Below are 26632 nucleotides of genomic sequence, written 5' to 3' on the forward strand. Positions count from 1 at the left end.
ATCCGAATTTTATACATCGCCCGAGGTGATCTGCTTTGCTCAAAGCTACGATTAAAGAAGTGGCTGCGGAAGCGGAAGTATCGACGGCGACCGTGTCCCGCGTCCTTAACAACAGCTTGAAGGTGAGCGAAGAGGCAAGGCGGCGCGTCAACGCCGCGATCGCGAAGCTGAATTACGAGCCCAGCGCCATCGCAAGAAGCTTGAAGCAGGACCGAACCTTTATGATCGGCGTTATCGTACCCGATATTACGAATCCGTATTTTATGGAAATTTCGAAGGGGATCGAGGATACGGTCGGTCAGAGCGGCTTCCAGCTCATGTTCTGCAGCTCGGATGAAAACACGGATAAGGAAAGCAGGCTGCTGCAGCTGCTCAACGAGAAACGGGTCGATGCGGTCGTGGTCGCGACGGCGGGCGGCAACGGAAGCAAGATCGCGGGCATGTCCCGCTCCGGGCTGCCGGTCGTGCTGATCGATCGGACCTTGGAGAACGTCGACGGCTTATCGGAGCTCGACCTGATTGCCGAAGACAACGCGGCCGGCGCTTACATGCTGGCGAAGCGGCTGCTCGAGGACGGTCATACGGCGATCGGGGTCGTCAACGGCCCTTCCTGGGTAAGCACGGGGAGGGAGCGTTACGAAGGCGTCCTTCGGGCATTGAACGAATTCGGCATCGAGCAGCCTCCGCTCGTGTACAACGGCGATTTTACGGTCGAAGGCGGCGTAAGGGCGGTTCGCCGATTCTGGCAGTCGAACAGAAAGCCGACGGCGATCGTCTCGCTCAATAACCGGATGACGTTCGGCGTGCTGCTCGAGCTCATCCGGAAGGGACAGCATATTCCGACGGACGTCGCCATCGCTTCGTTCGGCGAAGTGGAAGCGGGACAGCTGCTCAAAAATCCGAAGCTGTACTATATCGACCAGCAGCCTTACGACATGGGGAAGAGAACCGGCGAACTGCTGCTCAGCCGAATGGATAAGCAGAACCAAAACGCCGATCCTCACCTTGAAATATTCAGCCATCAAATCAAATGCATTCCCTAATAGACCGTTAAGCGTCGCAAATCGACCGACTTGGATAGAAGAGGTGTTGCAAAATGACAAATGCAAAAGCTGTAAACCGACTGCAAGGCAACCTGCCGAAAATCGGCATTCGTCCCATTATCGACGGACGCCGCGGAGGCATCCGCGAATCGCTCGAGGAAGTAACGATGGAGATGGCGCGGACGGCCGCGGCTTTCTTGTCCGAAAACCTGAAACACAGCTGCGGACTCCCTGTCGAAGTCGTCATTGCCGATACGTGCATCGGCGGCGTGGCCGAAGCGGCCCGCGCGGAGCAAAAGTTCGAATCGGAAGGCGTAGGCGTCACGATTTCCGTTACCCCTTCCTGGTGCTATCCGACCGAAACGATGGATACGCATCCGACAAGGCCGAAGGCGATCTGGGGCTTCAACGGCACCGAACGCCCGGGCGCGGTATACTTGGCGGCAGCGCTGTCCGCGCATAATCAGAAAGGGCTTCCTGCGTTCAGCATTTACGGACGCGACGTGCAGGATATCGGGGACGCGACGATCACCCCCGACGTTCAGGAGAAGCTGCTGCAATTCGCCCGCGCCGGCCTGGCCGTCGCGACGATGAGAGGCAAATCGTATTTGTCGATGGGCTCCGTCTCGATGGGCATCGCAGGCTGCATCGTCGACGAGTCGTTCTTCCAGAAATATCTCGGCATCCGCAACGAATACGTCGACATGACCGAATTCGTAAGACGGATGGGGCTCGGCATTTACGACCGCGAGGAATACGAGCGGGCGCTTGCATGGACGAAGGCCAACTGCAAGGAAGGCAAGGACGTAAGGCCGGATCACTTGAAGCGTTCCGCCGAGCAGCAGGAGAAGGATTGGGAAACGGTCGTCAAGATGGCGCTCATCGGACGCGACCTGATGATCGGCAATCCGAAGCTGGACGAAATGGGCTTCGGCGAGGAGGCGCTCGGACACAACGCGATCGCCGCCGGCTTCCAGGGCCAGCGCGCTTGGACCGATTACTACCCGACCGGCGACTTCATGGAGGCGATACTGTCCTCGTCCTTCGACTGGAACGGCATTCGCGAGCCGTTCATGCTGGCGACCGAGAACGATACGCTGAACGGCATCACGATGCTGTTCGGACATTTGCTGACGAACGCGGCGCAAGTATTCGCCGACGTCCGCACCTATTGGAGCCCGGACGCGGTCAAGCGGGTAACCGGCCACGAGCTGACCGGAAGAGCCGCGAACGGCATTATTCACCTGATCAACTCCGGACCGGCCGCGCTTGACGGAACGGGACAGCAGACGCGCGACGGCAAGCCGGTCATGAAGCCGTTCTGGGAAATTACCGAAGACGAAGTGAACAAATGTCTGGACGCCACGGAATGGTGCCCGGCGGTCGACTTCTTCCGCGGCGGCGGCTTCTCGACCGACTTCACAACCCGCGCCGGCATGCCGGTAACGATGGCCCGCATCAATCTGATCGCAGGACTCGGTCCCGTGCTGCAGCTGGCCGAAGGCTACACCGTCGAGCTGCCGGACGACGTGCATGACGCGCTTGACAAGCGCAGCAACGAGACATGGCCGACCACCTGGTTCGCGCCGAATTTGACGGGCGAGGGCATGTTCAAGGACGTGTACACCGTGATGAACAAATGGGGCTCCAACCACGGCGTCGTCAGCTACGGCCATATCGGCGGCGATCTCATTACGCTGGCTTCGATGCTCCGCATTCCGGTATCGATGCATAACGTTCCGGACGAGCGGGTATTCAGGCCGAGCGCGTGGGCCGCTTTCGGCGAGATGGAGCCGGTCGGCGCCGACTACCGCGCCTGCCAAAACTTCGGACCGCTCTACAAATAACGGAAAGGGGCAGTAATCTATGTGTGCCAAATATGCAATAGGCGTCGATTACGGCACCGAATCGGGAAGAGCGCTTCTCGTCGACATCGCGGACGGAACGGAGATCGCGACGCATGTCACGCCTTATCCGCACGGGGTCATGGACGAGAAGCTGCCGGACGGGACCGGGCTCGGTCCCGACTGGGCGCTCCAGCACCCGGACGATTATTTGGAGGTGCTGAGACGTTCGGTACCGGCGGTGCTGCGCGAAGCCGGCGTGAATGCCGGAGACGTCATCGGCATCGGCATCGATTTTACGGCATGCACGATGATGCCGCTCGATGAACGAGGCGTGCCGCTGTGCCTGAAGCCGGAATGGAGCGGCAATCCGCACAGCTGGGTGAAGCTATGGAAGCATCACGCCGCGCAGGAGGAAGCGAATAAGTTGAACGCGATCGCCGAGCAGCGGGGCGAGACGTTCCTGGCCAGATACGGAGGGAAATTGTCCTCCGAGTGGATGATCGCGAAAGTTTGGCAAATCGTAAATGAAGCGCCGGAAGTATACGCGCAGACGGATTTGTTCATGGAAGCGGCGGATTGGGTCGTCATGCAAATGACGGGCAATCTGGTGAAAAACAGCTGTACGGCGGGATACAAGGCGGTATGGCACAAGGAACAGGGCTACCCGTCGAACGAATTTTTCGCGGCGCTGGATCCGAGGCTCGAGACGCTTACCGAGACCAAGCTCCGAGGCGGAATTGCCGCGCTCGGCTCCAAGGCCGGCGAGCTGAACGCCGAGCTGGCCGAAGCGATAGGTCTTCGTCCGGGAATTGCGGTGGCGGTCGGCAACGTCGACGCGCATGCGGCCGTACCGGCGGTCGGCGTCGTAACGCCGGGCAAGCTCGTGATGGCGATGGGCACCTCGATTTGCCATCTGCTGCTGAGCGAGAAGGAAGTCACCGTCGAAGGCATGTGCGGAGTCGTGGAGGACGGCATCGTAGCCGGCTATTACGGCTACGAGGCGGGGCAATCCGCGGTCGGCGATATTTTCGCCTGGTACGTGGACGAAGCGGTGCCGGAATACGTCCGGCAAGCCGCGCAGGAGGAAGGAACCGGCGTTCATCAATGGCTGGAACGCCAAGCTTCGGCCTACGCTCCCGGCGAGATCGGATTGCTGGCGCTCGATTGGTGGAACGGCAACCGTTCGGTTCTCGTCGACGCGGATTTATCCGGCCTCATCGTCGGCTTGACGCTGCAGACGAAGCCGGAAGAGATCTACCGGGCGCTGCTCGAGGCGACCGCGTTCGGCACGAGACGGATCATCGAAGCGTTCCATCAGAACGGCGTCGAAGTGAACGAACTGTATGCGTGCGGAGGATTGCCGCAGCGCAACAGGCTGCTTATGCAAATCTATGCCGACGTGACGGGCCGGGAGATTAAGATCGCCGATTCGACGCAAACGGCGGCGCTTGGCGCGGCGATGTTCGCGACGGTCGCGGCGGGCGCGGAGGAAGGCGGCTACGCCACGATCGTCGAGGCGGCGGAGAAGATGGCGAGGGTTCGCGAGGAATCGTTTAAGCCGATCCCCGAGCATTCGGCCGTTTACGAACAATTGTACGAGAACTACTTGAAGCTGCACGACTATTTCGGCCGCGGCGGCAATCGGGTCATGAAGACGTTGAAGACGATGAAACGCCATACCTAATAAAGCGCTCGCCGCTTTATTGCGAAAAATGTGCAATCGATCCCATATTTTGACATAGAAAAGGTGGTACTACCATGGAATTGCAGCAATCGATCCAATCGCTCAGCCAGCTTAGACCGGGCAAGCGCAAGCGGGAATCCAGCTACGACCGCACGGGAGGCAACAAGGACTACTTCTCGATCAACCCGGGCGACAAGACGGAAATTTGCCATATGAAAGGAGCGGGCGCCATTACGCATATTTGGATGACGATGGCGACCGACGGCGCGCCGGAAGAGGCGCTCCTGCCGAGAAAAATCGTGCTTCGCATGTATTGGGACGGCGAGAGTGAACCGAGCGTGGAAGCGCCGATCGGCGACTTCTTCGGCCTTGGCCACGGCGTCACCAAAAACTATGAATCCGCGCTGCTCATGATGAGTCCGGAAGACGGCAAAGCGTTCAACAGCTTTTTCCGCATGCCGTATGCAATCGATGCCAGAATCGAAATCGAAAGCGAAGCGGATCATCCGATCAAGTTCTATTTCTACATCGATTACGAAGCGTACGACAAGCTTCCGGAGAACGAGCTCCGCTTCCACGCCCAGTGGAACCGCGAATGTCCGACGGACGGCATTGATGAGAATAGCGTCGATAACGCATACTACGAATTCGGAGGAAAGAACACGACTGGCGACGGCAACTATGTCATCCTCGACGCGAAGGGCAAAGGTCATTACGTCGGCTGCAACTTCAACGTGCATAACCTGCGCGAGACGAGGGAGTGGAACTGGTATGGCGAAGGCGACGACATGATCTTCATCGACGGCGAGCCTTGGCCGCCGACGCTGCACGGTACGGGCATGGAGGATTACTTCAATACGGCATGGTGCCCGCAGCAGGAAGTATGCACGCCGTACCATGGCATCATTCTCGGCGGCGGACCGAACTGGAGCGGCAAAATTTCCACCTACCGCTACCATATTCTCGATCCGATCATGTTCGACCAAAGCATCAAGGTCACGATCGAGCACGGCCACAACAACCATCGCAGCGACGACGTATCATCGACGGCTTATTGGTACCAGCAGGAGCCGCATCAATCGTTCAAGCCGCTCCCGAAGGTGAAGGACCGGCTGCCGCTGCCGGACATCAAGCCGTTCAACGAGCAAAGCCTGAAGGAAATTTTCAAGCACCCGAACCCTTAACCGCGCTTCCAGTGCACCTATTGACGCAAGGAGATGATGAAGCTGCGCAAAACGTTGACGGGAAGTTTGCTCGTCCTGTCCATGCTGCTTAGCGCTTGCGGAACCGGCGACGACGCCGCGAAGCAAATGCTGGACGGCAAGGACAAGGAATTCCGCCTGAAAAGCATATCCGGCCTGCAGCAGGTTGCCCAGTTAACGGGCAAGGAATCCGCGAACGCCACGGATCAATACGCGGTCAACGGTACGGATCTCGGATCGATGATCCAGGCGGACGACAAAACGTATTTCGTCTTCGGAGACACCTTCGGCGAGCGGTCTGACGGTCAGACCGGCGCCGGGGGCAGCTACTGGCGATCCAACGTGCTCGCCCACTCCACCGATCAGGACCCGTCGGACGGCATTACGTTCGACGGGATGATCACGGACGAGATCGGGCTCGCGAAGGAGCTGCTGCCTTCGAAGAAAATCGATTTTGACGAAATGACGAAAATACCGACGCATGGCGTCTACGCGAACGGCAGCCTGTACTTGTACTATATGTCGGTCAACCACTGGGGAGACCCCGGCAAATGGGACGCCAATTACAGCGGCGTCGCCAAGTCCACGGACGGCGGGCAGAACTGGATGCTCCTGGATGAACTGAAATGGCCGGCCGACAGCCACTTCATTCAAGTCAGCCCCTATAAGGTGCCGAGGAGCGACGGCGGTTCCGATATTTACTTCTGGGGCATTCCGTCCGGCCGCTTCGGCGGCGTGAAGCTGATGAAGGTGGACGAAGCTTCCATTGAAAAACCGGGCGAGTATGTTTATTATGCGGGGACCGACGACTCCGGCAAGTCGGTCTGGAGCAAGGACATCGCCGAATCGGCCTTGGTCGTGGACGATACGGTCGGCGAGCTGTCGGTCGTTTGGAATCCTTATCTTGAAAGCTGGATCATGACGTACCTGAAGGAAGGCGAAGGCATCGTGCTTCGCGAGGGGAAAACCCCGTGGGGGCCCTGGAGCGAGACGACGATGCTCGTACCGGCATCGGAATATCCCGGCTTGTACGGCCCTTATATGAATCCGCAATATATGGAAGACGACGGCAGGACGATCTATTTCACGCTGTCGCTGTGGGAGCCTTACAACGTCTTCTGGTTCAAGGCGACGCTGAACAAATGAAAGCGCTTCAACGCAAGTCCTCTTCACTTTGGTTTGAACGCTTCGGCGTTTAAATAAAAAACAAAAATTTTTTTCAAAAAAAGGGAGGATTCACACATGCAGGCTAATCGTGGAAAGGTTTTGACGGGCGTACTCGCGGCGGCCATGACGTTCTCGTTCGTATTGTCCGGCTGCGGCAACTCCGGATCGAACGAAGGCAACGCGAACAATCAGGGAAGCACGAATGAAGCGACAAACAACGGCAACGCGGGCGAGAAGCCGGCCGAGAAGGTGACGATCGAATTCTGGGCGCAGAAGTTCGAAGACACGACCGACGCCTGGTTCAAGAAGTGGACGGACGAATTCAACAAATCGCAGGATAACGTACAGGTGAAGCTGACGATCGTTCCCGGCGATGCATGGACGCAGAAGCTGAAGGCGGCGCAGGCGGCCGGCAAGGCGCCCGACGTCATGACGAGAAACTACTCCGGCATCGCGCCGGGAGCGAAGAACGGCGAAATTATGGCGCTCAACGACTACATGGATCCGGCCGTATTCGACGATCTGTACGACAACGTAAAAGAATTTATTACCGTCGACGGAAAATACTACGCTTATCCGAAGCTCGTAGAGCCGTCCGCCGTTCTGTACTACCGCAAAGACCTGTTCGAAGCGGCCGGACTCGATCCCGAGAAGCCGCCGGTGACATGGGCCGAGTTCATCGAATACGGCAAGAAGCTGACGCAAAAAGGCATCTTCGGCGCATCGATCGCGCAAACGGCTCCGGACCTTGGCTGGTCGAGCTGGGGCTTGCAGTACAACGCCGCAGGCCATCTTCCGATTACGGACGACTGGTCCAAAGCGGACGTCATGGACGACAAGTACAAAGAGCTGCTTAACTTCTACGCGACGCTTTACAAGGAAGGCATCATTCCGAAGCAGCAGCTGTCCGCCTACGCGGATGCGGCTCCGTTCGGTCAAGGCAAATTGGCCATGACGGTGAGCGGTTCCTGGTCGATCGGCTTGTTCCGCAACGATTACAAGGATATGCTCGACAAAATCGGCGTAGCGCCGATGCCATCCATCGACGGCGACCAAACGAAACCGACCGCGACGCTTGGCGGCTGGACGCTCGTCATCGACGGCAAATCGAAAAAACCGGAAGCGGCGGCGCAGTACATCCAGTACTTGCTGGCAGGAGACCCGGCCATCATGATCGACTTCTTCAAAACGAGCCAGTTCTCGAAATTCTCGCCGCGCAAATCGGTAGACGAGGCCATGAACCAGGATCCGGCGGCGTCCGCTGACGAATGGCGCAAGCTGATCGCGGAGAAGGTCATCCCTTACGCGAAAGCGGAGCCGGCTTACCCGTGGGACATCAGCATCGCGTTCGCGACGGCGATCGAATCGGCCATGAAGGGCGAATCGGTTGACAAAGCGCTTGCGACGGCCGAGAAAACGATCAACGACTTTATCGCAAAATCCAAGCTTGCGGGCACGAACCCGCAATAACGAATGACGGGGAAGAACCATCCGGAAGCCGGTCTTCCGGATGGAGCCTCCCCGCACTTCCATACGACGGCGGTGAATGTGAATGAAGAAAAAAAATATGCGGCTTGACAATTTAACCGCTTATACCATGCTCATACCGATCGTGGTATTGCTGACCATATTTGTCATCATCCCGTTTGTGTACGCCCTTATCGTCAGCTTCTACGACTGGAGCTTCTATCAGGAGTCCAAGTTCGTCGGTTGGCAGAACTTCGTCAATGTGCTTAACGATCCGTTGTTCATGAAGGCGGTCGTTACCGGCTTGAAATTTTCATTGTTTGTCGTTCCGGCCCAAATGATTCTCGCGTTTCTGTTCGCGCATGTCATTCGGTCCATGGGCTCGAAGCTTTCCGGGTTCGTCAAAACGTCGATTTATATCCCGACGATCATTTCGGGCATTATCGCATCGATTATTTTCGTCTTTATTTTCGATTACAACGCGGGTCTCGCCAACGTGATCGTGAACTGGTTCGGCGTCGAGAATCAGGCGTGGCTGGCCGACGTGAAGACGGCTCTTCCGAGCATCGCGCTCCCCGCGATCTGGCTCGGCTTCGGCATCACGTCGCTCATTATGCTCGCCGGACTGCTCGATATCCCGGACAGCTACTATGAAGCGGCGGATCTTGAAGGGGCAGGACCGTGGACGAAGATGATCCATATTACGATACCGCTGCTCAAAAACGTCGTTTTGTATTTGCTCATTACCGGCTTTACGGGAGCGATCCAGCAATTCGAGCTGTCGCTCGTCATGACGGGCGGCGGTCCGCTGAACGAAACGACGACGCCGAATTTGTATATCTTCAACCACTTCCGCAACGACGTGCTCGTCGGCCATTCCATTGCTTCCGCGCTGCTCTTGTTCGTCGTGCTCGGCAGCATATCGGCGATCATATTCAAGGTGCTTAATTCGGAGAAAGCGGTTGACGGCTAAGCGAGCCGGCGAATGGAGGAGAGATTGCGATGAACTTAAAGGAGCAAACGGTAAAAACGATCATGTACGTCATCGGCATCCTGATAGCGGTCGTGGCGCTGTTCCCGCTCGCATGGATGGTAATCGCCGGCTTCAAGGAGAAGACCGAGGTGCTTGCCACGCCGTTCCGGTTTTTCCCGGAGAAATGGCAGTTTGCGAATTACAGCGAAATTTTGGCCGATCCGATGTTTAGCAAGTCGATGGCCGTCACATTCGCGGGCGCGGTTATTTTCGCGGCGCTCAGCTTAATCATCAATTCGATGGCGGCCTACGTGTTCGCCCGTCTCGAATTCCGGTTTAAACGGACGTTATGGGTGTTCGTCATCTGCACGATGTTCATCCCCGGCATGGCGATTCTGCTTACGTCCTTCATCGTCGTGACCGAAATGAAAATGCTGGACACGATGGCCGTTCTTATTTTGCCGGGCGTCGCGTCGGCGGGTCACATGTTCTTTATCCGCCAATTTTATTTGAACATTCCGCTTGCGCTTGAGGAAGCCGCGCTTATCGACGGGGCGAATCGCTGGAAAATTTTCACCAGCATCTTCTTCCCGATGTCTTATCCCGTTTTCGTTATCGTCGGGATCGGCTCGTATCTCGGTTATTGGAACTCTTTCGTATGGCCGACGATGACGATCACGAATCCGGATTTGTTCCAGATCATGCAGTTCCTGAACACGTTCCGTTCCGAGCGCTCGACGGAGCTCGGTCTGCTAATGGCAGGGTCCACGCTCGCGGCTATACCGACGATTATTTTGTTCCTTGTTTTCCAGAAGTACATTATCAAAGGCATCAAAATTTCAGGTTTGAAATAACGGGAGGCGTCTCTTCATGATAGTACTTGCGAATGACCGGATCCGGATCGGCATCGGCGAGTCGGACGGTTCGATTCAAAGTATTCTGGACTTACGCACAGGCAAGGAATTTATTGAAGCCGGAGCGGTCGTCCAGCCGTTCCGGCTGGAAACCGCGGGCGGCGCGACCAGCGCGTTCGAGCGGTTTTCGTCCGAGGCTTCGGCGGAGCGACGGGATGCGCGCCTGAACTGGCGCGTTTCCGCGGGGATAACGATCAAAGCGTCGATCCGGCTTGAGGAAGGGGACGGCGGAATCGAATTCCGCTGCGAAGCGCTGAACGAATCGGAGGAGACGATCGTCAGCCTCGAATATCCGGTCATCGGCGGCATGGGCGCGATCACGGACGGCGGCGAGCGGGATTATGCGGCTCACAGCTTCGCGACGGGCCTTAAGGTGCGCAATCCGCTCAAGCATTTCGAGCAGGGCGGCGCGGGCTTCCGGTTCGCTCCTTATCCGGAGAGCTTCTCCGGCTCCTCGATGCAGTTTTTCGCTTATTACGGCTTAGGCGAGAGAGGCTTATACTTTGCGGCGCTCGACGGGGAAGGCTGGGCGAAGTGGCTCAATTTCTACAAAGGCGACTCCGGCCTGCTCGAAGCGTCATTCATTCACGGCTGCGAGGATATGGGTCCCCGCAAGGGACTTGCCGCAGGCTATCCGGTCGTCGTCCGCCTGCTTGAAGGAAGGGACTGGTACGAAGCGGCGGATATGTACAAGGCGTGGGCGGAGCGGCAAAGCTGGTGCTCGAAGGGCAGACTGACCGAGCGGCAGGCGGAAGAACGCTGCGACTGGCTGCATGAGGACATGGGCGTCGCCACGTTCGGCATCAACGCCGGGGCGGACCGCACCGCATGGCTGGCCCAATACCACAAGCACATCCGCACCCCGATGTTCCACATTCTCGGGCCGGATTGGACGAATGAGCCGCAGACGTTCTACAAAGGCTTTCCGGGCGGCTTCGACGACTGGTTCCCGACGCGCTTCAACAAGGCCAATCTCGAAGCGATGAAAGGTTACGGCGACAAATACGCGCCGTTCGAATTCGATTACCTGTTCCATATGGAAGGGGCGGACGGCGATCGCGGGAAGGCGGCGGCGCAGAAGTTCCCGGAGAAGGAGCGGATGAAATCGATCGACGGGTACCGGTTCCCGTTCATTTGCCCGGCTGCCGAATATACGCGGGACTTCCATGTCGAACGCGATGTGGCGCTGCAGCGCGGCGACGACGTCGATTCGATTTATTACGATATTTCGGCCAATAACATTATGAAAATATGCCTGGACGATTCGCACGGTCATCCGGTCGGCGCGGGCAAGGCGATCAACGAGGCATACCGGGATAATTATATCCGCACGAAAGCCGGGATGATCGAGACGGCCGGGCGTTACGTGCCGATGGGCACGGAGATGATGAACGAAACGCTGCTGGACGTGCTCGATTATTACCAATCCCGCGCGGGCGGTCAGCCGGCGGCGCCGCTGGAAGGTTACCCGCTGCGCGACTTGCTCAAATCCGGCGACGCGGAACTCATCCCGATGTTCGCTTACGTCTATCACGAGTATGGCGCCTTACGCCTTGACGGCTGGGGCAAGCTGGTCGAAGAGATCGGATCGCTCTATTATTTCACTGTCGCGAGGACGTATTTGTGGGGCGGATTATACGAGCTGAATTACGAATACAGTCCGATGGAAGCGCTTGACGGCGGCGTTGAGAATGCGCCTGAGGAGCACTATTATCCGTTCGAGCCGAGAGGATACGCCTTCTCGGAGGAGCGGGCGGAATATCTGGCGCAATTCGCCGCATTGCGGACGGGCGCCGGCAACAACTATTTGGCTTACGGCACGATGCTGCCGCCGCTCGCCTTCGACCGCGAGCAGATCCGCGCAGATTGGTTCCATTACAACCATGGCAAAGAAACGAAGGAATACAACGATTCCGGCGAGCTGAACGTCGATTCGATCGTCCATGCCGCATGGCGGTTCAAGGACGAAAGCGCGGGCTTGTTCTTCGCCAACGTAAGCGACGCGGGCCGCACTGTGAAGACCGCGGTCGATCCGGCTGACCTTGGTCTTAAGGGCTCCGGGTACAAGTACGTACTCCATACGGCCGATTCGAATGGAGAGGGGACGGCGTTCGCGCCGCGGGAAGACGGCACTCTCGTGCTTGACATTCCGCCAAGAACGGTCATCCTGCTCGAAGTTCGTTAATATATTCGGCGCAAGATAACGCTTTCATCATCTTGGGCGGCGCAGATTTTCCAGAAAAGCTCCTTATCTTGCAGGCAAAGCATCCGGTCAGACCGACATGAATCATCAAATCATGTGGAGAAGGATGGTGCAAGAAGAATGAGGAAGAAATTGCTTTTGTCTTTACTGGTTTTTCAATTGGCATTCTGTACGCTGCTCATCGCGTCGGCCGAAGCGGTAACGCCGACCAATCTGGAGATGATCGCGCGCGTAACCGGCGTCAAGCCTGCCGGGGAGACGATGCCGAACCCGAACCAGACGGACACCAATTACGCGATTACCGGGACGGATCTCGGCATCGTATGGGACAAAGGGGGCGGGCAATATTTCGTTCTCTTCGGCGATACGAACGGCCACGGACCGAACGATTGGCGGAGCAACACGCTCGCGATCTCGTCGGACACGAATCTGGCCGACGGCTTGTCGTTCGACACGATGATTCAGGACACGCCCGGGCATGCCAAGGAAATATTGCCGTCCAAAAAGATCAACTTCGATGAAATTACCGTCATCCCGACGGCTGGCGTCACGGTCGGCAACCGGCATTATATCCATTATATGTCCGTGAACAACTGGGGCCCCGCCGGCGTATGGTCCACGAATTACTCGGGCATCGCTTATTCGGACAATAACGGCGCGACGTGGACGAAGCATCCGACGGCGAGATGGTACAACAACACGACGAATTGGGATAACAAATTCCAGATGGCCGCCTTCGTCAAGGACGGCGGATTCGTGTATATGTACGCGACGCCGAACGGACGCTTCGGCGACGTCTATCTCGCTCGCGTGCCGGAGAACAGCTTGCTGGACATTAACGCGTACCGTTACTGGGACGGCAACGGCTGGTCCGCCAGCCAGGCCGGTGCCGATGCGGTCGCGAACGGCGTAGCCGGGGAGGTGTCCGTCGCGTACAACTCGCATTTCAACCGTTATATTATGACCTACCTGAACGAGCATCGCCAATCGATCGTCATGCGGGATGCGCCGACGCCGGTCGGACCATGGAGCGGCGAGAAAATATTGGTGCCGGGCGACTTCACGGGACTCGGGCAATATAACGCCTTCATGCACCCTCTGTCAAACAACGGATCCACGCTTTATTTCATCATGTCGACATGGTACCCGGACTACAATACGCATCTTATGAAAGCGACGCTGACAGCCGATATGCTCGGCAGCAACATCGTGACCGATCCCGGCTTCGAGACGCAGACGGCGACGCCCGTCATGGCTCCGTGGCACGTGGACGGCGAAGGCGGCATCGACCGCAATCTCGGCCATGCCCGTACGGGAGAGGATAACGGCTATGTGCGCAACGGCAGCGGCTGGAATTCGATCAAGCAGCGCGTCGTCGTGCAGCCGAACACGAATTATACGCTGAAGGGCTGGGTGAAGACGTCAAGCAACAACACGACGGGCTTCTTCGGCGCGCGCGTGCCGAATAACGGCGCCGTCATAAGCGAAGTGCCGTTCGCATCGCTTCCGAACTACACCGAGCTGACGGTACAGTTCAATTCCGGCAATAACAACTTCGTGGAGCTGTTTACGGGCATGTGGGCGGACGGCGATACATGGGTGCAGGTCGACGACGTCAGCCTGGTGAAGGAAGCGAACCTCGTCGGGCATGCCGGCTTCGAGTCGCAGCCGTCCTCTACCGTTAGCTCGCCGTGGTACTTGAACGGCAACGGCGGCATCGACCGGAACCTGGGCTTCGCCCATACCGGAGCGAACAACGCCTTCGCCAGATACGATTCGGGCTGGAACGCGGTCAAGCAGGAAATTTTCGTCGAGAAAAACACGAGCTACACGCTGTCCGCCTGGATCCGCACCTCCTCGAACAACGCCGACGGCTACTTCGGGGCCAGGCTCATGAACGGCGGGGCGATCCTGAACGAGACGTCCTTCGCCAGCGTGCCGGGTTATACCAAGCATACCGTGACGTTCAACTCGGGCGGCGCAAGCAGCGTGGAAATTTTCGCGGGCATGTGGGCGGATAACGGAGACACGTGGATTCAGGCCGACGATTTCACGGTTACCAAAAACTAACAACAAGAAGGTGTGCAATCATGAAAGCGCTTGTCATCGAAAGTCCGCATCACGCATCCGTACAGGAGGTCCCTTACCCGTCCCCGGGTAAGGGAGAGGTCGTCATTCGCGTAGAGCGGGTAGGCATTTGCGGCACCGACTTTCATATTTTCGAAGGCGAGTTTCTGTCCCCGTACCCGATTATACCCGGCCATGAGTTATCGGGAACCATTCATGAATGCGGCGAAGGGGTGGAAGGCTTCCGGATCGGCGAGCGGGTAACCGCCGATCCTTCCCTCTTCTGCGGCCGCTGCGTCTACTGCCTGACGAACCGCGGCAACCAGTGCGACAATTGGGGAGCGCTCGGCAACACGGTGAACGGGAGCATGGCGGAATTCGTGGCGGTTCCCGCGCGCAACGTCGTCCGCATCCCGGATTCGATGTCCTTCGAAACGGCGGCGTTCATCGAGCCGATCGCCTGCGTCGTTCATGCGATGAACAGACTGCGGCTGAAGGCGGGAGATTCCGTCCTGCTGCTGGGCGCGGGAGCGATGGGCCAGCAGCTTGTGCAGACGCTGGCCAGATCCGGCGCGTCGCGGCTGACCGTCGTCGACGTGTCCGAGACGAAGCTGGCGCTTGCCAGAACGCTTGGCGCGACGGAGACGGTGAACGTCCGGGACAAAGCGCGGCTGGCCGGGCAGAAGTTCGACGTCGTCGTCGACGCGACAGGCATCCCGGCCGTTATCGAGGATGCCTTCTCTTATCTCGGGAAGACGGCGACGTATTTGCAGTTCGGCGTGACGCCTAAGGATGCGCAGATCCGTCTCAATCCGTTCGATCTGTACCATCGAGACTGGACGATCCTCGGCTCCATGGCGATCAATTACACATTCCTGCCGGCGTTCGAGTGGGTGAAGGAAGGCAGAATTGTGCTCGAACCGCTCGTATCCAAGGTCATATCGCTCGAGGAGACGGCCGAATTCCTCGCCAAGCCGAAGGATCCGGAGCTGCTCAAGGTGCAAATCCGGATTTGACGCGGCCGAATGCGGACAGGCTGCGGCGCCGGGCGTCGTCCATTCCTCAAGTCGGAAGGCGCCCGGCATCATTCACAAACAAGACACTACTTAACCGGGAGGAAATTCGAAGTGAAACGAATCAAGTTGAAGCTGTTCGGATCTACCATGCTTGCAGGGGCGCTGCTCGCGACGTCGGCGCTGCCTTCTTTCGCCGACGGCGGCTCCGCCGCTGCGACCGAGCCCGCCGCGTTCGAGCTTACCGCCACTAAGGCGGCGAAGGTCGCCCGCGTAACCGGACCTACGCTCGAAGGGGAGACGGTTCCGAACCCGAACCGGACCCATGTCAACTATGCGCTCAGGGCAACCGACCTCGGCATCGTCTGGGACGCGACGACCGACCCGAACGACAAGAAGGTGATGGTCGCCTTCGGCGATTCGTACGATGACGGATGGGGCGGCTTCGGCGGCGGCGGCGATCCGGCCGGCTGGCGGAGCAATCTGCTGGCGATCTCCAAGGATGCCGATCTTTCGGACGGCATGGCCTTCTCCTCGATGATTATGGACGAGAATAAGCCCGGCTATTCGAAGGAAGTGATCGGCTCCGAGCACGATACGTCCGGAAGCGGCGACTTTACGGCGATTCCGACGGCGGGGGTAACGGTAGGGTCCAGGCATTATATCCATTACATGCAAATTAAAAACTGGGGCGCGAACGGACGCTGGAACACGAATTTTTCCGAAATCGCCTATTCCGACGACGAAGGGCAGAACTGGACGAAATCGGGCGTGCAGTGGGGCGCCAAGAGCAAGTTCGCGCAGGCCGCATACTTGAAGGAGGACGGCTACGTCTATATGTTCGGCACGCCTGCCGGACGCTTCGACAACGCCTACTTGGCGCGGGCGGCGGAAGCGGACATGCTCGTGAAGGAGCAGTACGAATATTGGAACGGCACGGGATGGACCAAGAACGACGAAGCGGCGGCCGTCGCGGTCGTGGACGTTCCGGTCAGCGAGCTGTCCGTCGCTTACAATTCGTATTATGACAAATACATCATGACGTATTTGAACGAGAACCGCTATGCGATCGTCATGCGCAGCTCCTCGAGCTTGACCGGCGGCTGGTCGGCCGAGACCGAAGTCGTGCGCGGCGCGGAGTACCCGGGCTTGTACGGAGGCTTCATCCATCCGTGGACGAACGACGGAAGAGAGCTGTACATGGTCGTCTCGGAATGGGGACCCTATAACTCGATTCTGATGCGAGCGACGCTTGACGTCGGCACGCCGCAAAGCAATTTGGTCGCCGATCCTTCCTTCGAGATGCAGACTTCGGATACGATCTCGGCGCCATGGACGCTCGAGAACGGCAAAGGCGGCATTGACCGCGCCGGCCTCGGCAGAGGCGGCAGCCAGAACGTATGGCTCCGCAATTCGTCCGGCTGGAACGCGATTACGCAGGACGTCGCCGTAGAAGCGAATACGGAATACGTCCTGCAAGGCTTCGTCAGAACGTCGCAGAACAACAATGGGGGCTATTTCGGGGTCAGAGGCTCCGCGAACGATATTTTGAAGGAAACGAAGTTCGAAAGAAACGACAATTATTCGAAGCTGAGCGTCCGGTTCAACTCGGGCAACAATACGCAGGTCAAAATATTCACCGGCATGCACGCTAACGGCGACACCTGGGTGCAGGTCGACGATTACATGCTGCTGAAGGTCGATACGACGCCGCCCGTCATTACGCTGAACGGCGCTGCGGCGGTCGATGTTCCGCTTGGCGGTACGTACGACGACGCCGGCGCTGCGGCGCTTGACGCGATCGACGGCGACCTGTCCGGCAAAATCGCCGTCGAGGGCGCAGTCGATCCGACAATCGTCGGCACCTATACGCTGACGTACAAGGTGTCGGATTCCGACGGGAATGCCGCGGAGCCCGTCACGCGTACGGTCAAGGTGACCGGTCCGGCTTACAGCGTCACGGGCGCCGTCTTCAAAGATATCTTAGGCAGAACGATAACGAAGCTTCCGAAGAACGGTCTCGTCACCGCTAGCGCGGACGTCAGGAACAACACCGGCGAGAGCAAGACCGTTACGGTCGTCGCAGCGTTGTTCAACAAAAAAGGCGAGATCGTGAACGTATCCGGCGTTACGAAATCGATCGCTTCGGGCGCGAAGGAGACGTTCACGGGCGGATTTACGATGCCGGGCAACAATTCCGGATACAGGCTGAAAGTATTCGTGGCCAGCTCGCTTTCGGATTTGCGGCCGATATCCGCGGTAGCCGAATTGAAATAATCAGGCCAAGAGGAACTGTTTCGCAGGGTCATTATGTGACCTGCGAGACAGTTCTTTTTATTTGGCTCAACCCCTCGCTCACTTGTTGAACAAACCTCGAGTCCCTCACTTTCGCACTCCCTTATAAGGTCACTCGAAACACGGTCAATCGAGAACACGCTCCCCTGCTTTGATGAAGTTAGCCCCGGTAAGGTGGCGCTAATTTCAAAAAATGAAACTAAATCGCTCATGCCCCCATTCACTATCGATTTAGTTTCAATAGTTGAATTTAACGGTTCCGTAAGAGCATCTCCACTTGATATTTACCCGAGCAGTTTCAAAATTTGAAACTAAACACACATTTCGCCTTCTTCATTTGAGCTTAATGTCAATTTTTAAAAGTAAATCTGCATCGTGGTGCCCTTATCGGATCGACTGCTCGGATATCGGCGGAATATTGTGCTTGTGCGCAGGTTGGCTGGTCAAATCCGTTCTTGCCCATACTGTCAGAAGCACCATTTAATAGGTGACGGCGTTAGTAAAACGTGATAAGGTGAGGTTATGGAATCGATTGCAGATCAAATTGACGCATATTTATACAGGCAGGAGGCCAATATGAGCAAAAGCACGATTTATCAAATCGCGGAGCAAGTCGGCGTATCGCCGTCGACCGTTTCGAGAGCGCTTTCGGGCAACGGCTATTGCGGCAAGCGGACGAAAGCGAAAATCATGGAGGCGGCGAAAGCGCTCAATTACGCGCCCGATCACGCCGCGAAAATATTGAAGACGAGGAGAACGAATAAAATTATATTCGCCGTCCCCGATATTTGCAACCCGTTCTACTTCGACATGATCAACGGCATTAACCAGGTCGTCGAGGAGCATGGCTATTTACTTATTTTATTTTACACGAAGCACCGCCTATCGGAGGAGCTGAAGGCGATTCAGAACGTGAAGGAGCGAGTGGCGGACGGCATGATCATGGTATCGTTCCACTTCTGCGAGGAGAACATCGGCGCGATCAACGAGCTGTCGGCGCCGGTCGTCCTTACCAACCGGTACGACTCGCCTGGCGGCGGCGACCGGTTCGATTATGTGTACGTCGATACGTTCGAGGGAACGAAGCAGGGGACCGCGCATTTGATCGGCCAAGGGCTCACCCGCATCGGCTACATCGGCGGCAGCCTGAGCGAACAGACCGGCTACCAGCGGTACTGCGGCTTCCGCGAGGCGCTGCTTGATGCCGGACTGCCCTTCGAGGACGGCCTCGTCTATGAATCCGATTATACGGAGAAGGGCGGCTATCTTGCCGCTCGGGAAATGCTAAGGCGGACAAGCCGTCCGCAGGCGGTCGTGGCGGCCAACGATTTGATGGCGATCGGCGTCATGCACGCGTGCGAGGAAGCGGGACTGTCCGTTCCCGGCGACGTGGCCATCGTCGGCATGGACAACCTCGACTTGTCGTCGCGGGTGCATCCGAAGCTGACGTCGGTATCCCTCGAGCAGGAGGACATCGGCCGGCAAGCCGCGCAAATTTTGATGGATCGGCTGCATGGAAGGGAAGTCTATGACCGAGCGGTCAAAATTATGCCCAAGCTGGTCGTCCGGCAATCGAGCAGCCGGACGCAGGACGGATAAATCCTACGAAACCCCGGGGGGTTGCGCGCAACATGATGAAGCTGAAGCTGATCGGCCAGATGAACCTTCAGAAAAAAATTACGCTTCTTCTCGTTTTGTCGATCTTCATCCCGCTGACGCTGTTCGGTTATCTTTTCTACCAGCGATCGATCGAGTTCGCGGCGGACCGGACGAACAAGGAGACGAATCAGCTGCTTCAGCTCGTCAATCAGAACGTCGACCGGCTGCTGAACGAATACGAGGCGCAGCTGAACGATATTTACGAGAACGAGGACGTCATTCTGCAGCTAAGCGAAGAGAGCCGGCTGCCCGAGGCCGCGAAGCAGCTGTCCTCCGACTCGGTGAACCGCTTTTTGCGAAACTTTTTGCGCGGGAAGGACGATTTGGATTCCATTTATTTATTCAGCGGTGACAAGCTGTTTTTCGCCGATTTCAAAGGCTCGGACTATTACCGGGCGGTATTCCGCAAGCACCCGGAATGGCAGCAGGTTGTGCGGGCGGGAGACGGGCGGGCGGTCTGGATCCCGACGTACGAGCTGCCGACCAACCGGTATACGTTCGCGCCCACCCACTATTTCTCGGTAGGGATGCAGGTGAAGAACGTCGCCGACGTCATGCAGACGCTCGGCTCGTTGTACTTGAACGTCAAAATCAGCGCGCTGGACAGGCTGGCCGGAGAGGTGCGCGTAAGCCCGCGCGGCACGCTGCTCATCGTCGGCGCGGATGGCCAGGTCATCTGGAATCGCAACCCCGAGGCGTATCAGGAATCGCTGAAGGGGATTCCGTTCTATGAGGAGCTGATGACGCGCCAAAAACCTTTTTCCCTGGTCAAAATGAAAGGCGAGCCGTACCAGATGAGCTTCGTTCGATCCGCCTACAACGGCTGGTACTACGTATCGCTAATCCCGCAATCGGATCTTAGCGAGCAATCGAAGGATCTGAGGCAATTTCTGCTCGTGACGATCTTCGCGTTCGGCGCGTCGTTCATTCTGCTCGCGCTCTGGGTATCCCGGTTCATTACGAAGCCGATCCGGCAGATGGCGGTGGCTATGAAGCAGATTCACAAGGAAAACGTCGACCTCGAGCTGCCCGTCGCCTCCGAGGACGAGATTGGCCTGCTGAACGCTGCCTTCAATAGCATGCGCAGGCGGATCAACGATTTGATCCATGAGGTCCGCGTCGTCTCCGCGAAGGAGAAGGAGGCGGAGGTGCGGGCGCTCCAGGCGCAGATCAATCCCCATTTCGTCTATAATTCGCTCGACACGATCAACTGGATGGCGATCGAGCGGCAGCAGGACGATATAAGCTCGATGATCGCGGCGTTAAGCGACATTATGCGATATGCGATTCGCCCCGGCGAGCCGTGGATCGCGCTCGGAGAAGAGCTGAAATGGGCGGAGAACTACGCGTATTTGCAGAAGATGAGGTTCGAGGAGCGGTTCGATATTACGTTCGAGGTCGACCCGTCCCTCCTTCCGCGCAAGGTGCCGCGCCTCTTCCTGCAGCCTTACCTCGAGAACTCGATCCTGCACGGAATGGAGCAGATCGAGTCCGGCGGATTAATTGCCGTAACCGCCTCGCCGGATCCGGAGACGGGAGGCATTCGCGTCGTATTGACCGATAACGGCGCCGGCATTCAAGAAGACGAGCTGCTTGACATAAGGCTGCGCCGAACCCACGGCATCGGCATTTACAATTTGGACGACCGGCTGAAGCTGGAGTACGGCAGCGCCTATGGCGTAACGATCGCCTCGGAGTGGCGGAAGGGGACCGTCGTCACGATCGTTCTCCCGTCGATCGAACCGGAAAGCAAGGCCGGCCGGGAGCACTGACAACAGGAGGAGACCCATGTACAAAGTAATCGTCGTCGATGACGAGCCGAGAGTAAGAAGGGGCTTGCAGTCGCTTATTCCGCAGCTGGACGCCGATTGGACGGTAGCGGCAACGGCGGCGAGCGGCGTCGAAGCGATCGAGCTCGTCCGCAAGGAAATGCCGGATCTGGTCATCACCGATATCCGGATGCCCCGGATGAACGGGCTCGATCTGCTCAGCGCGCTGAGGGAGTATCCGGTTCAGGTCGTCATCTTGTCCGGATACGGTTATTTCGAGTACGCGCAAACCGCCGTCAAATTCGGCGCCTTCGACTTCTTGCTCAAGCCGGTCAAGCCGGCCGAGATCAAAAGCCTGCTTCAGCGGGCGAAGGAACGCAAGCGGTCGAACGAACCGGCGCCTTCCGTCCCGTCGAGTCCGGTCAATTATTCGAAATGGTGGAAGGAATGGCTATCGGAAACGGAGGAGGGACAGGATTACGGCGAGAAGCTGAAGGCGCAGCTGCCGCCCGGTGCGGCCTGCTTCCGGCTGATGGCCATCGAGATCGACCGTTACGACGAGCTGATCATGGACGACCAGTGGGGCGACAAGCAGCTCGTTCTGTTCGCCGTCCGGAATGTCGTACACGAGGCGCTTCCCGCGCTCGGGGCGACCGGTTCTCACTTCCTGTTCGCGAGCGGCCCGCAGCTCTATTATTTGACCTATGATTGCGATTGCGGTTCGGAGCTATCGGGCAAGCTGCTCGGGGAGGTGCGCAAATGGGTGAAAATATCGATTTCGGTAGGCCTGAGCGCGAAGCTGGAATCGTTCGAGTCGCTTCCGGCAGGTCTCGGGCAGGCGAAGGAAGCGCTGCGGAACAAGTGGATTTACGGAGACGGCATCGTCAGCTCGTACGACGACGTCGTTTCGCCGGGCAGCGAGGACCGGGGCTACCCTACCGAGATCGACGAGTCGATCGTCAGGGCGGTGCGGCTCGGCGATGCGGAGCAGGCGCTGATCGGGCTGGCCGAATTCGTGGAGCGGATCAAAGCGGAGAGCGTTCCGTTCCGGCTGTTCCGCCGTTTCTGCCTGCAGCTTCTGTCGTCCGTATTCCGGGTCGTATACGAGCACAAACTAAACGAAATGATTCGCCAGCGGATCGATCATCCGCAAGACCTGTTTCATCGCGATTTCACGGCGGAGGAATTTATCGGCTTTATGGGGGAGCTGATCCGCTCGACGGTGGAATCGATGGAATGGAGCGTCAGGCAGAAGCAGAACCGGACGATCGAGAAGGCGGTCGACTTCATTCGCAAAAATTACGCCAAAGACATTTCGCTCGATGACGTCGCCGTGCACGCCCAGATGAGCAGCAGCTATCTAAGCACCTTCTTCAAGCAGGAGACGGGCGAGACGTTTATCGAATATTTGACGCGTCTGCGCATCGACAAGGCGAAGACGCTCATGATGAACGCCCAGCTGAGGCTGTACGAAATCGCGCAGTTGGTCGGCTACCAGGACGTCAAATATTTTTCCCGGCTGTTCAAGCGCGTTGTAGGCGTTACGCCTGCCGAATATCGGCAGTTCTTTTACCGCAAGGAGGAGTGATGGTGATGGGGAACCGATTGAAAGGATGCCGCATCGCGTGGATCGGCTTCCTGCTCGTCCTGCTGCTCGCCTCGTGCGGCCGGTACGTCGATTCGGAAGGGCCGATCGTCGACAAGCTGCTCAAGGAGCCGTCCGCGGCCGTCCCGGACAAGGACAAAATCGAGCTGCGCCTTTGGTCGTTCCATCAATCCCGCGAATACGACTTCTGGCTGGAGCTTGCAAGGGAATACGAAGCGGAGCACGGCAATATCTCGATCAAGGTGGAATTTCTGACGAGCGACGATTATTTCTCGCGCACACGGCTGCTGTCCTCGTTCGCTTCGGGACAAGGGCCGGATTTGTTCTTCGTGTCGCCGGCGACGATCGAGCGGTTCGCGCAGTCGGATATTTTATATCCTTTGACGGATTTCTTCACGGAGCGGATCCGGGACGATTTCTATCCATCCGCTCTCGAATCGGTTACGATAGGCGGCGATATATACGCGGTTCCGATCGAGACGGAGCTGCTCGGCCTGTTCTACAATACGGAAATGTTCGCGAGGAAGGGAATACAGCCGCCCAAGACGTGGGAGGAGATGAAATCGGCCGCGGAGAAACTGACGACGTCCCGCGTAAGCGGATTGACCGTCGAAACGTACGAGGGCGTATTTCACAACTTCTCGTGGCTGCCGTTCTTGTGGCAGACCGGCGCCGACCTGCTGACGGAAGACGGCAAAGGCTCTGCCATGTCCGGCGAATCCGCGCTCGGCATGTATTCGTTCTTCAAAAGCATGGCAAGCGAAGGGCTGCTCAATATGAGGCCGTCGCGCCCGGTAACGGACATCGGCATCATCGCGAACGGCGAAACCGCCATGCAGGTGAGCGGCACATGGAATATCCGGACGCTGGAGACCGAGTTCGCCGATAAGCCGATCGGCGTCGTGCCGCTTCCCACTCCGTCCGGAACGAAGCCGCTCACGATCGCCGGCGGCTGGAAGCTGGCCGCGAGCAAGCGGAGCGAGCATGCGGAGGAGGCCGCGAAGTTCATGATGTGGGCGTTTGCCGGAGATCCTTCCGTTCCGTTGAAGTGGGCGATCGATACGAAGTTCGCCTATTCGCCGCGCCATTCGGTGATGGAAGCCGGAGCGGAACGGTTCCGTCAAGGGCTTCGCGCGGTATTTACCGACCGAATTTACGGTACGGAGCGGGTGGAGCCGTATTTGCCCGAGGAGCTGAACCGGATATTCTCCGATTCGTTGCAGCAGCTGCTATTCGGCGATCAGAGCGCGCGGCAGATCAAGGAGCGGGCCGACGCGCGGATCGTCAACTATTTGGCCGGCGTCCAAAAATAGTCCACCCACCTTAAATATTTCCCGTTATGTACCCCGGCCCAAGTGGATTACACTTGGGCTATCTTCTTATTACACAGCTGTTGAAAGGGGTTACAGACACGATGAAAAAGAGATGGAAAGGGCTAGGCGTTGCGGTGCTGACGCTTACGATGCTGCTGCAGGCCGCATGCGGCAATTCGGGCGGCGGGGGGCAAAGCGCGGGCTCGAACGCGCCGGAAGGCGCGGAACAGACGGAGAACGCAGGCTCCGGCAAGAAGGTGAAGCTGAAGTTCTGGGACTTCCATTCCGAGAAGGAAGAGGAATTTTTCAAAGGCTTGGTGGATGAATACAACAAAATCCAGGATAACGTCGTCATCGAATATTCGACGTTCAACCAGACGGATTATACGACGACGAAGCTTCCGACCGGCTTCGCGTCCGGCGAAGGCCCTGACATCTATATGATCAGCCCCGGGGATTTCATGAAGTTCGCCAAATCCGGCCTGATGGCCGACCTTACGCCGTACTTCCCGGATGGGGCGAAGGAAGATTTCCTGCCGGCGTCGCTGGACGCGGTAACGGTGGACGGCAAAATTTTGGCGCTGCCTTACGAGCTCGAGCTTCTCGGCCTGTACTACAACGAGCAGATGCTGAAGGATGCGGGCGTGGAGGTGCCGAAGACGTGGGACGAGCTGTACGCGGCGGCGAAGAAGCTGACGACGGACAAGGTGGCCGGCCTTATTCTGCCTCCTGACAAAGGCCCTTATTTCAACTTTATCTGGTACCCGTTCCTGTGGCAGCAAGGCGGCAACGTGCTGAGCGAGGACGGCGCGACCTCGACGTTCAACACGCCGGAAACGGCGAAGGCGCTCGACTTCTGGGGCCGCTTCTTCAAGGAAGGCATCTCGCCGACGAAGCTGCAGCAAGGTCCGTGGGAGATCGACCATCTCGGCAAAAAGACGGCGGCGATGCAAATCGTTGGCACTTGGGCGATCAACCGAGCGGAAGAAGTATTCGGCGACGTGCCGATCAACGTTGCGCCGCTGCCGATTCCGGAAGGCGGCAAAGCCGCGACGGATGCCGGCGGCTGGAAGTTTGCGGTGAACGGCAAGAGCGAGCATGTGGACGAAGCGGCCAAATTCGTCATGTGGGCGTTCGCCGAAGATCCGGAACGCGCCCTGAAATGGTGCACGGAAATCAAATTCGCGTATTCCCCTCGCGCATCCGTCGTCGAGAAGGGCAAGGAGATTTACAGCAAAGGGATGCGCAAAGTGTTCACGGAGCAAATTTACGACTCCGCGATTCCGGAGCCTCGCTACCCGTCGGAAGTGCTTGACGTGGTCGGAGACGCGATGCAGTACGTCATGTTCGATAAGTTTGACGGGGCGGGAGCGGCCGCGGAGGTCGACGCCAAAATTAACGAAGCGATTAAAGCGGCAAATAAATAAACCGTTCATTAAACGATGAGGATGCGGGGGCTGCGCGCCGGACGGAAATGGCTTATCCGGCGCCACCCCCTCTCCGTTTGAAGGAGGAAGTACAGTGACTCCAAAACGAATAAGCGCCAGGACGAGGAACGAGTGGGTCACGGCTTACGCCTTTTTGCTCCCGAATACGTTAGGCTTGCTGACCTTCGTGTTTATTCCGATCGTCTACGCCTTCTATGTCAGCCTGCACGACTGGAACGCGCTGAGCCCGAAGGTATTCGCCGGATTCGCCAACTACAAGGAGCTTCTGCACGACAGCCTATGGTGGGACTCCGTCTTGAAGACGCTGCTGTTCAGCGTCGTCTACGTACCTGCGCTATACGTGCTGGCATTAGGCTCCGCGCTTTTGTTAAACGTCCTGAGAGGACGCGTCGTCGGTCCGGTCCGCACGATGTTCCTGATGCCGTTCGCGATTACGTCGATCATCTCCGCGATCATCGGCATGTACATGCTCGATCCGCGCAACGGGGTCATCAACCACCTGCTCGGGTTCGCGGGCATCGGACCGCAGCAATTTCTCGGTTCGACGTCGCAGGCGATGCTCAGCATTATCGGCGTCATTCTATGGATCAACATCGGCTACAATATGATCATCTTTTTGTCGGCGATCAAAGAAATTCCGCGCGATTACTATGAAGCGGCGGAAATCGACGGCGCAACGGGCTGGAAGGCGTTCCGCCACATTACGTTTCCGCTGCTTCGGGAGACGAGCACCTTCATCCTGATCGTCACGATGATCGGCTCGTTCCAGGCGTTCGACCAGATCGTCGTCATGACGAAGGGCGGTCCGGCGAGCGCGACGGAAGTGAGCGTGCTTTATATTTTCAAGCAGGGCTTCGAGCTGCTGAACATGGGATACGCGTCCGCGCTGGCCTTCGTCCTGTTCCTGATCATTTTCAGCGTATCGATATTCCAGTTAAAGCTTCTCTCCAAGAGAAATTAGG

At 57.7% G+C, this 26632-nt stretch carries 18 protein-coding genes; all 18 read left to right on the forward strand.

Annotation, left to right across the window (positions count from 1 at the left end; translation table 11 throughout):
* Positions 1-35 precede the first annotated feature (35 nt).
* A complete protein-coding gene (locus IDH41_RS02255; RefSeq protein WP_190857897.1) occupies positions 36-1043 on the forward strand; it encodes a LacI family DNA-binding transcriptional regulator in 1008 nt (335 codons plus the stop codon).
* 53 nt (positions 1044-1096) lie between these two features.
* The gene (locus IDH41_RS02260) at positions 1097-2890 is read left to right on the forward strand and encodes an L-fucose isomerase (protein WP_190857899.1); all 1794 of its coding nucleotides are present in this window, start codon (positions 1097-1099) and stop codon (positions 2888-2890) included.
* A 19-nt stretch (positions 2891-2909) separates the two neighbouring features.
* Positions 2910-4574, forward strand: a complete 1665-nt coding sequence (locus IDH41_RS02265) for a ribulokinase (protein ID WP_190857901.1) — start codon at positions 2910-2912, stop codon at positions 4572-4574.
* A 74-nt stretch (positions 4575-4648) separates the two neighbouring features.
* A complete protein-coding gene (locus IDH41_RS02270) occupies positions 4649-5758 on the forward strand; it encodes a glycoside hydrolase family 172 protein (protein WP_190857903.1) in 1110 nt (369 codons plus the stop codon).
* Positions 5759-5794: 36 nt separating this feature from the next.
* Positions 5795-6922 carry a DUF4185 domain-containing protein gene (locus IDH41_RS02275; RefSeq protein WP_223829376.1) on the forward strand — a complete coding sequence of 376 codons (1128 nt, stop codon included), beginning with the start codon at positions 5795-5797 and terminating at the stop codon, positions 6920-6922.
* Between the two features lie 96 nt (positions 6923-7018).
* On the forward strand, positions 7019-8413 hold the full coding sequence (locus tag IDH41_RS02280; protein ID WP_190857905.1) for an ABC transporter substrate-binding protein: 1395 nt from the start codon (positions 7019-7021) through the stop codon (positions 8411-8413).
* 82 nt (positions 8414-8495) lie between these two features.
* Positions 8496-9383 (forward strand): carbohydrate ABC transporter permease, encoded by an 888-nt coding sequence (locus tag IDH41_RS02285; RefSeq protein WP_190857906.1) that lies wholly within the window; start codon positions 8496-8498, stop codon positions 9381-9383.
* Positions 9384-9412: 29 nt separating this feature from the next.
* The gene (locus IDH41_RS02290; RefSeq protein WP_190857907.1) at positions 9413-10237 is read left to right on the forward strand and encodes a carbohydrate ABC transporter permease; all 825 of its coding nucleotides are present in this window, start codon (positions 9413-9415) and stop codon (positions 10235-10237) included.
* A gap of 16 nt (positions 10238-10253) precedes the next feature.
* Positions 10254-12482, forward strand: a complete 2229-nt coding sequence (locus tag IDH41_RS02295; protein ID WP_190857908.1) for a DUF6259 domain-containing protein — start codon at positions 10254-10256, stop codon at positions 12480-12482.
* Positions 12483-12638: 156 nt separating this feature from the next.
* A complete protein-coding gene (locus tag IDH41_RS02300; protein WP_223829377.1) occupies positions 12639-14570 on the forward strand; it encodes a DUF4185 domain-containing protein in 1932 nt (643 codons plus the stop codon).
* A 20-nt stretch (positions 14571-14590) separates the two neighbouring features.
* Positions 14591-15583, forward strand: coding sequence for a zinc-dependent alcohol dehydrogenase family protein (locus IDH41_RS02305; protein ID WP_190857911.1), 993 nt, complete (start codon positions 14591-14593; stop codon positions 15581-15583).
* A 111-nt stretch (positions 15584-15694) separates the two neighbouring features.
* Complete coding sequence (locus IDH41_RS02310) at positions 15695-17857, forward strand: DUF4185 domain-containing protein (RefSeq protein WP_190857912.1); 2163 nt, start codon at positions 15695-15697, stop codon at positions 17855-17857.
* A gap of 594 nt (positions 17858-18451) precedes the next feature.
* A complete protein-coding gene (locus tag IDH41_RS02315) occupies positions 18452-19474 on the forward strand; it encodes a LacI family DNA-binding transcriptional regulator (RefSeq protein ID WP_190857915.1) in 1023 nt (340 codons plus the stop codon).
* A 32-nt stretch (positions 19475-19506) separates the two neighbouring features.
* Positions 19507-21306, forward strand: coding sequence for a cache domain-containing sensor histidine kinase (locus IDH41_RS02320; protein WP_190857917.1), 1800 nt, complete (start codon positions 19507-19509; stop codon positions 21304-21306).
* A gap of 16 nt (positions 21307-21322) precedes the next feature.
* Positions 21323-22891, forward strand: a complete 1569-nt coding sequence (locus IDH41_RS02325; RefSeq protein ID WP_190857919.1) for a response regulator transcription factor — start codon at positions 21323-21325, stop codon at positions 22889-22891.
* A 5-nt stretch (positions 22892-22896) separates the two neighbouring features.
* Complete coding sequence (locus tag IDH41_RS02330) at positions 22897-24222, forward strand: ABC transporter substrate-binding protein (RefSeq protein ID WP_190857921.1); 1326 nt, start codon at positions 22897-22899, stop codon at positions 24220-24222.
* 101 nt (positions 24223-24323) lie between these two features.
* On the forward strand, positions 24324-25649 hold the full coding sequence (locus IDH41_RS02335) for an ABC transporter substrate-binding protein (protein ID WP_190857922.1): 1326 nt from the start codon (positions 24324-24326) through the stop codon (positions 25647-25649).
* A gap of 94 nt (positions 25650-25743) precedes the next feature.
* Positions 25744-26631: a carbohydrate ABC transporter permease gene (locus IDH41_RS02340; protein ID WP_317890670.1), complete on the forward strand. Its 888-nt coding sequence runs from the start codon at positions 25744-25746 to the stop codon at positions 26629-26631.
* Position 26632 lies beyond the last annotated feature (1 nt).

The sequence above is a fragment of the Paenibacillus arenilitoris genome, assembly GCF_014705655.1.
Classification (GTDB): domain Bacteria; phylum Bacillota; class Bacilli; order Paenibacillales; family Paenibacillaceae; genus Pristimantibacillus; species Pristimantibacillus arenilitoris.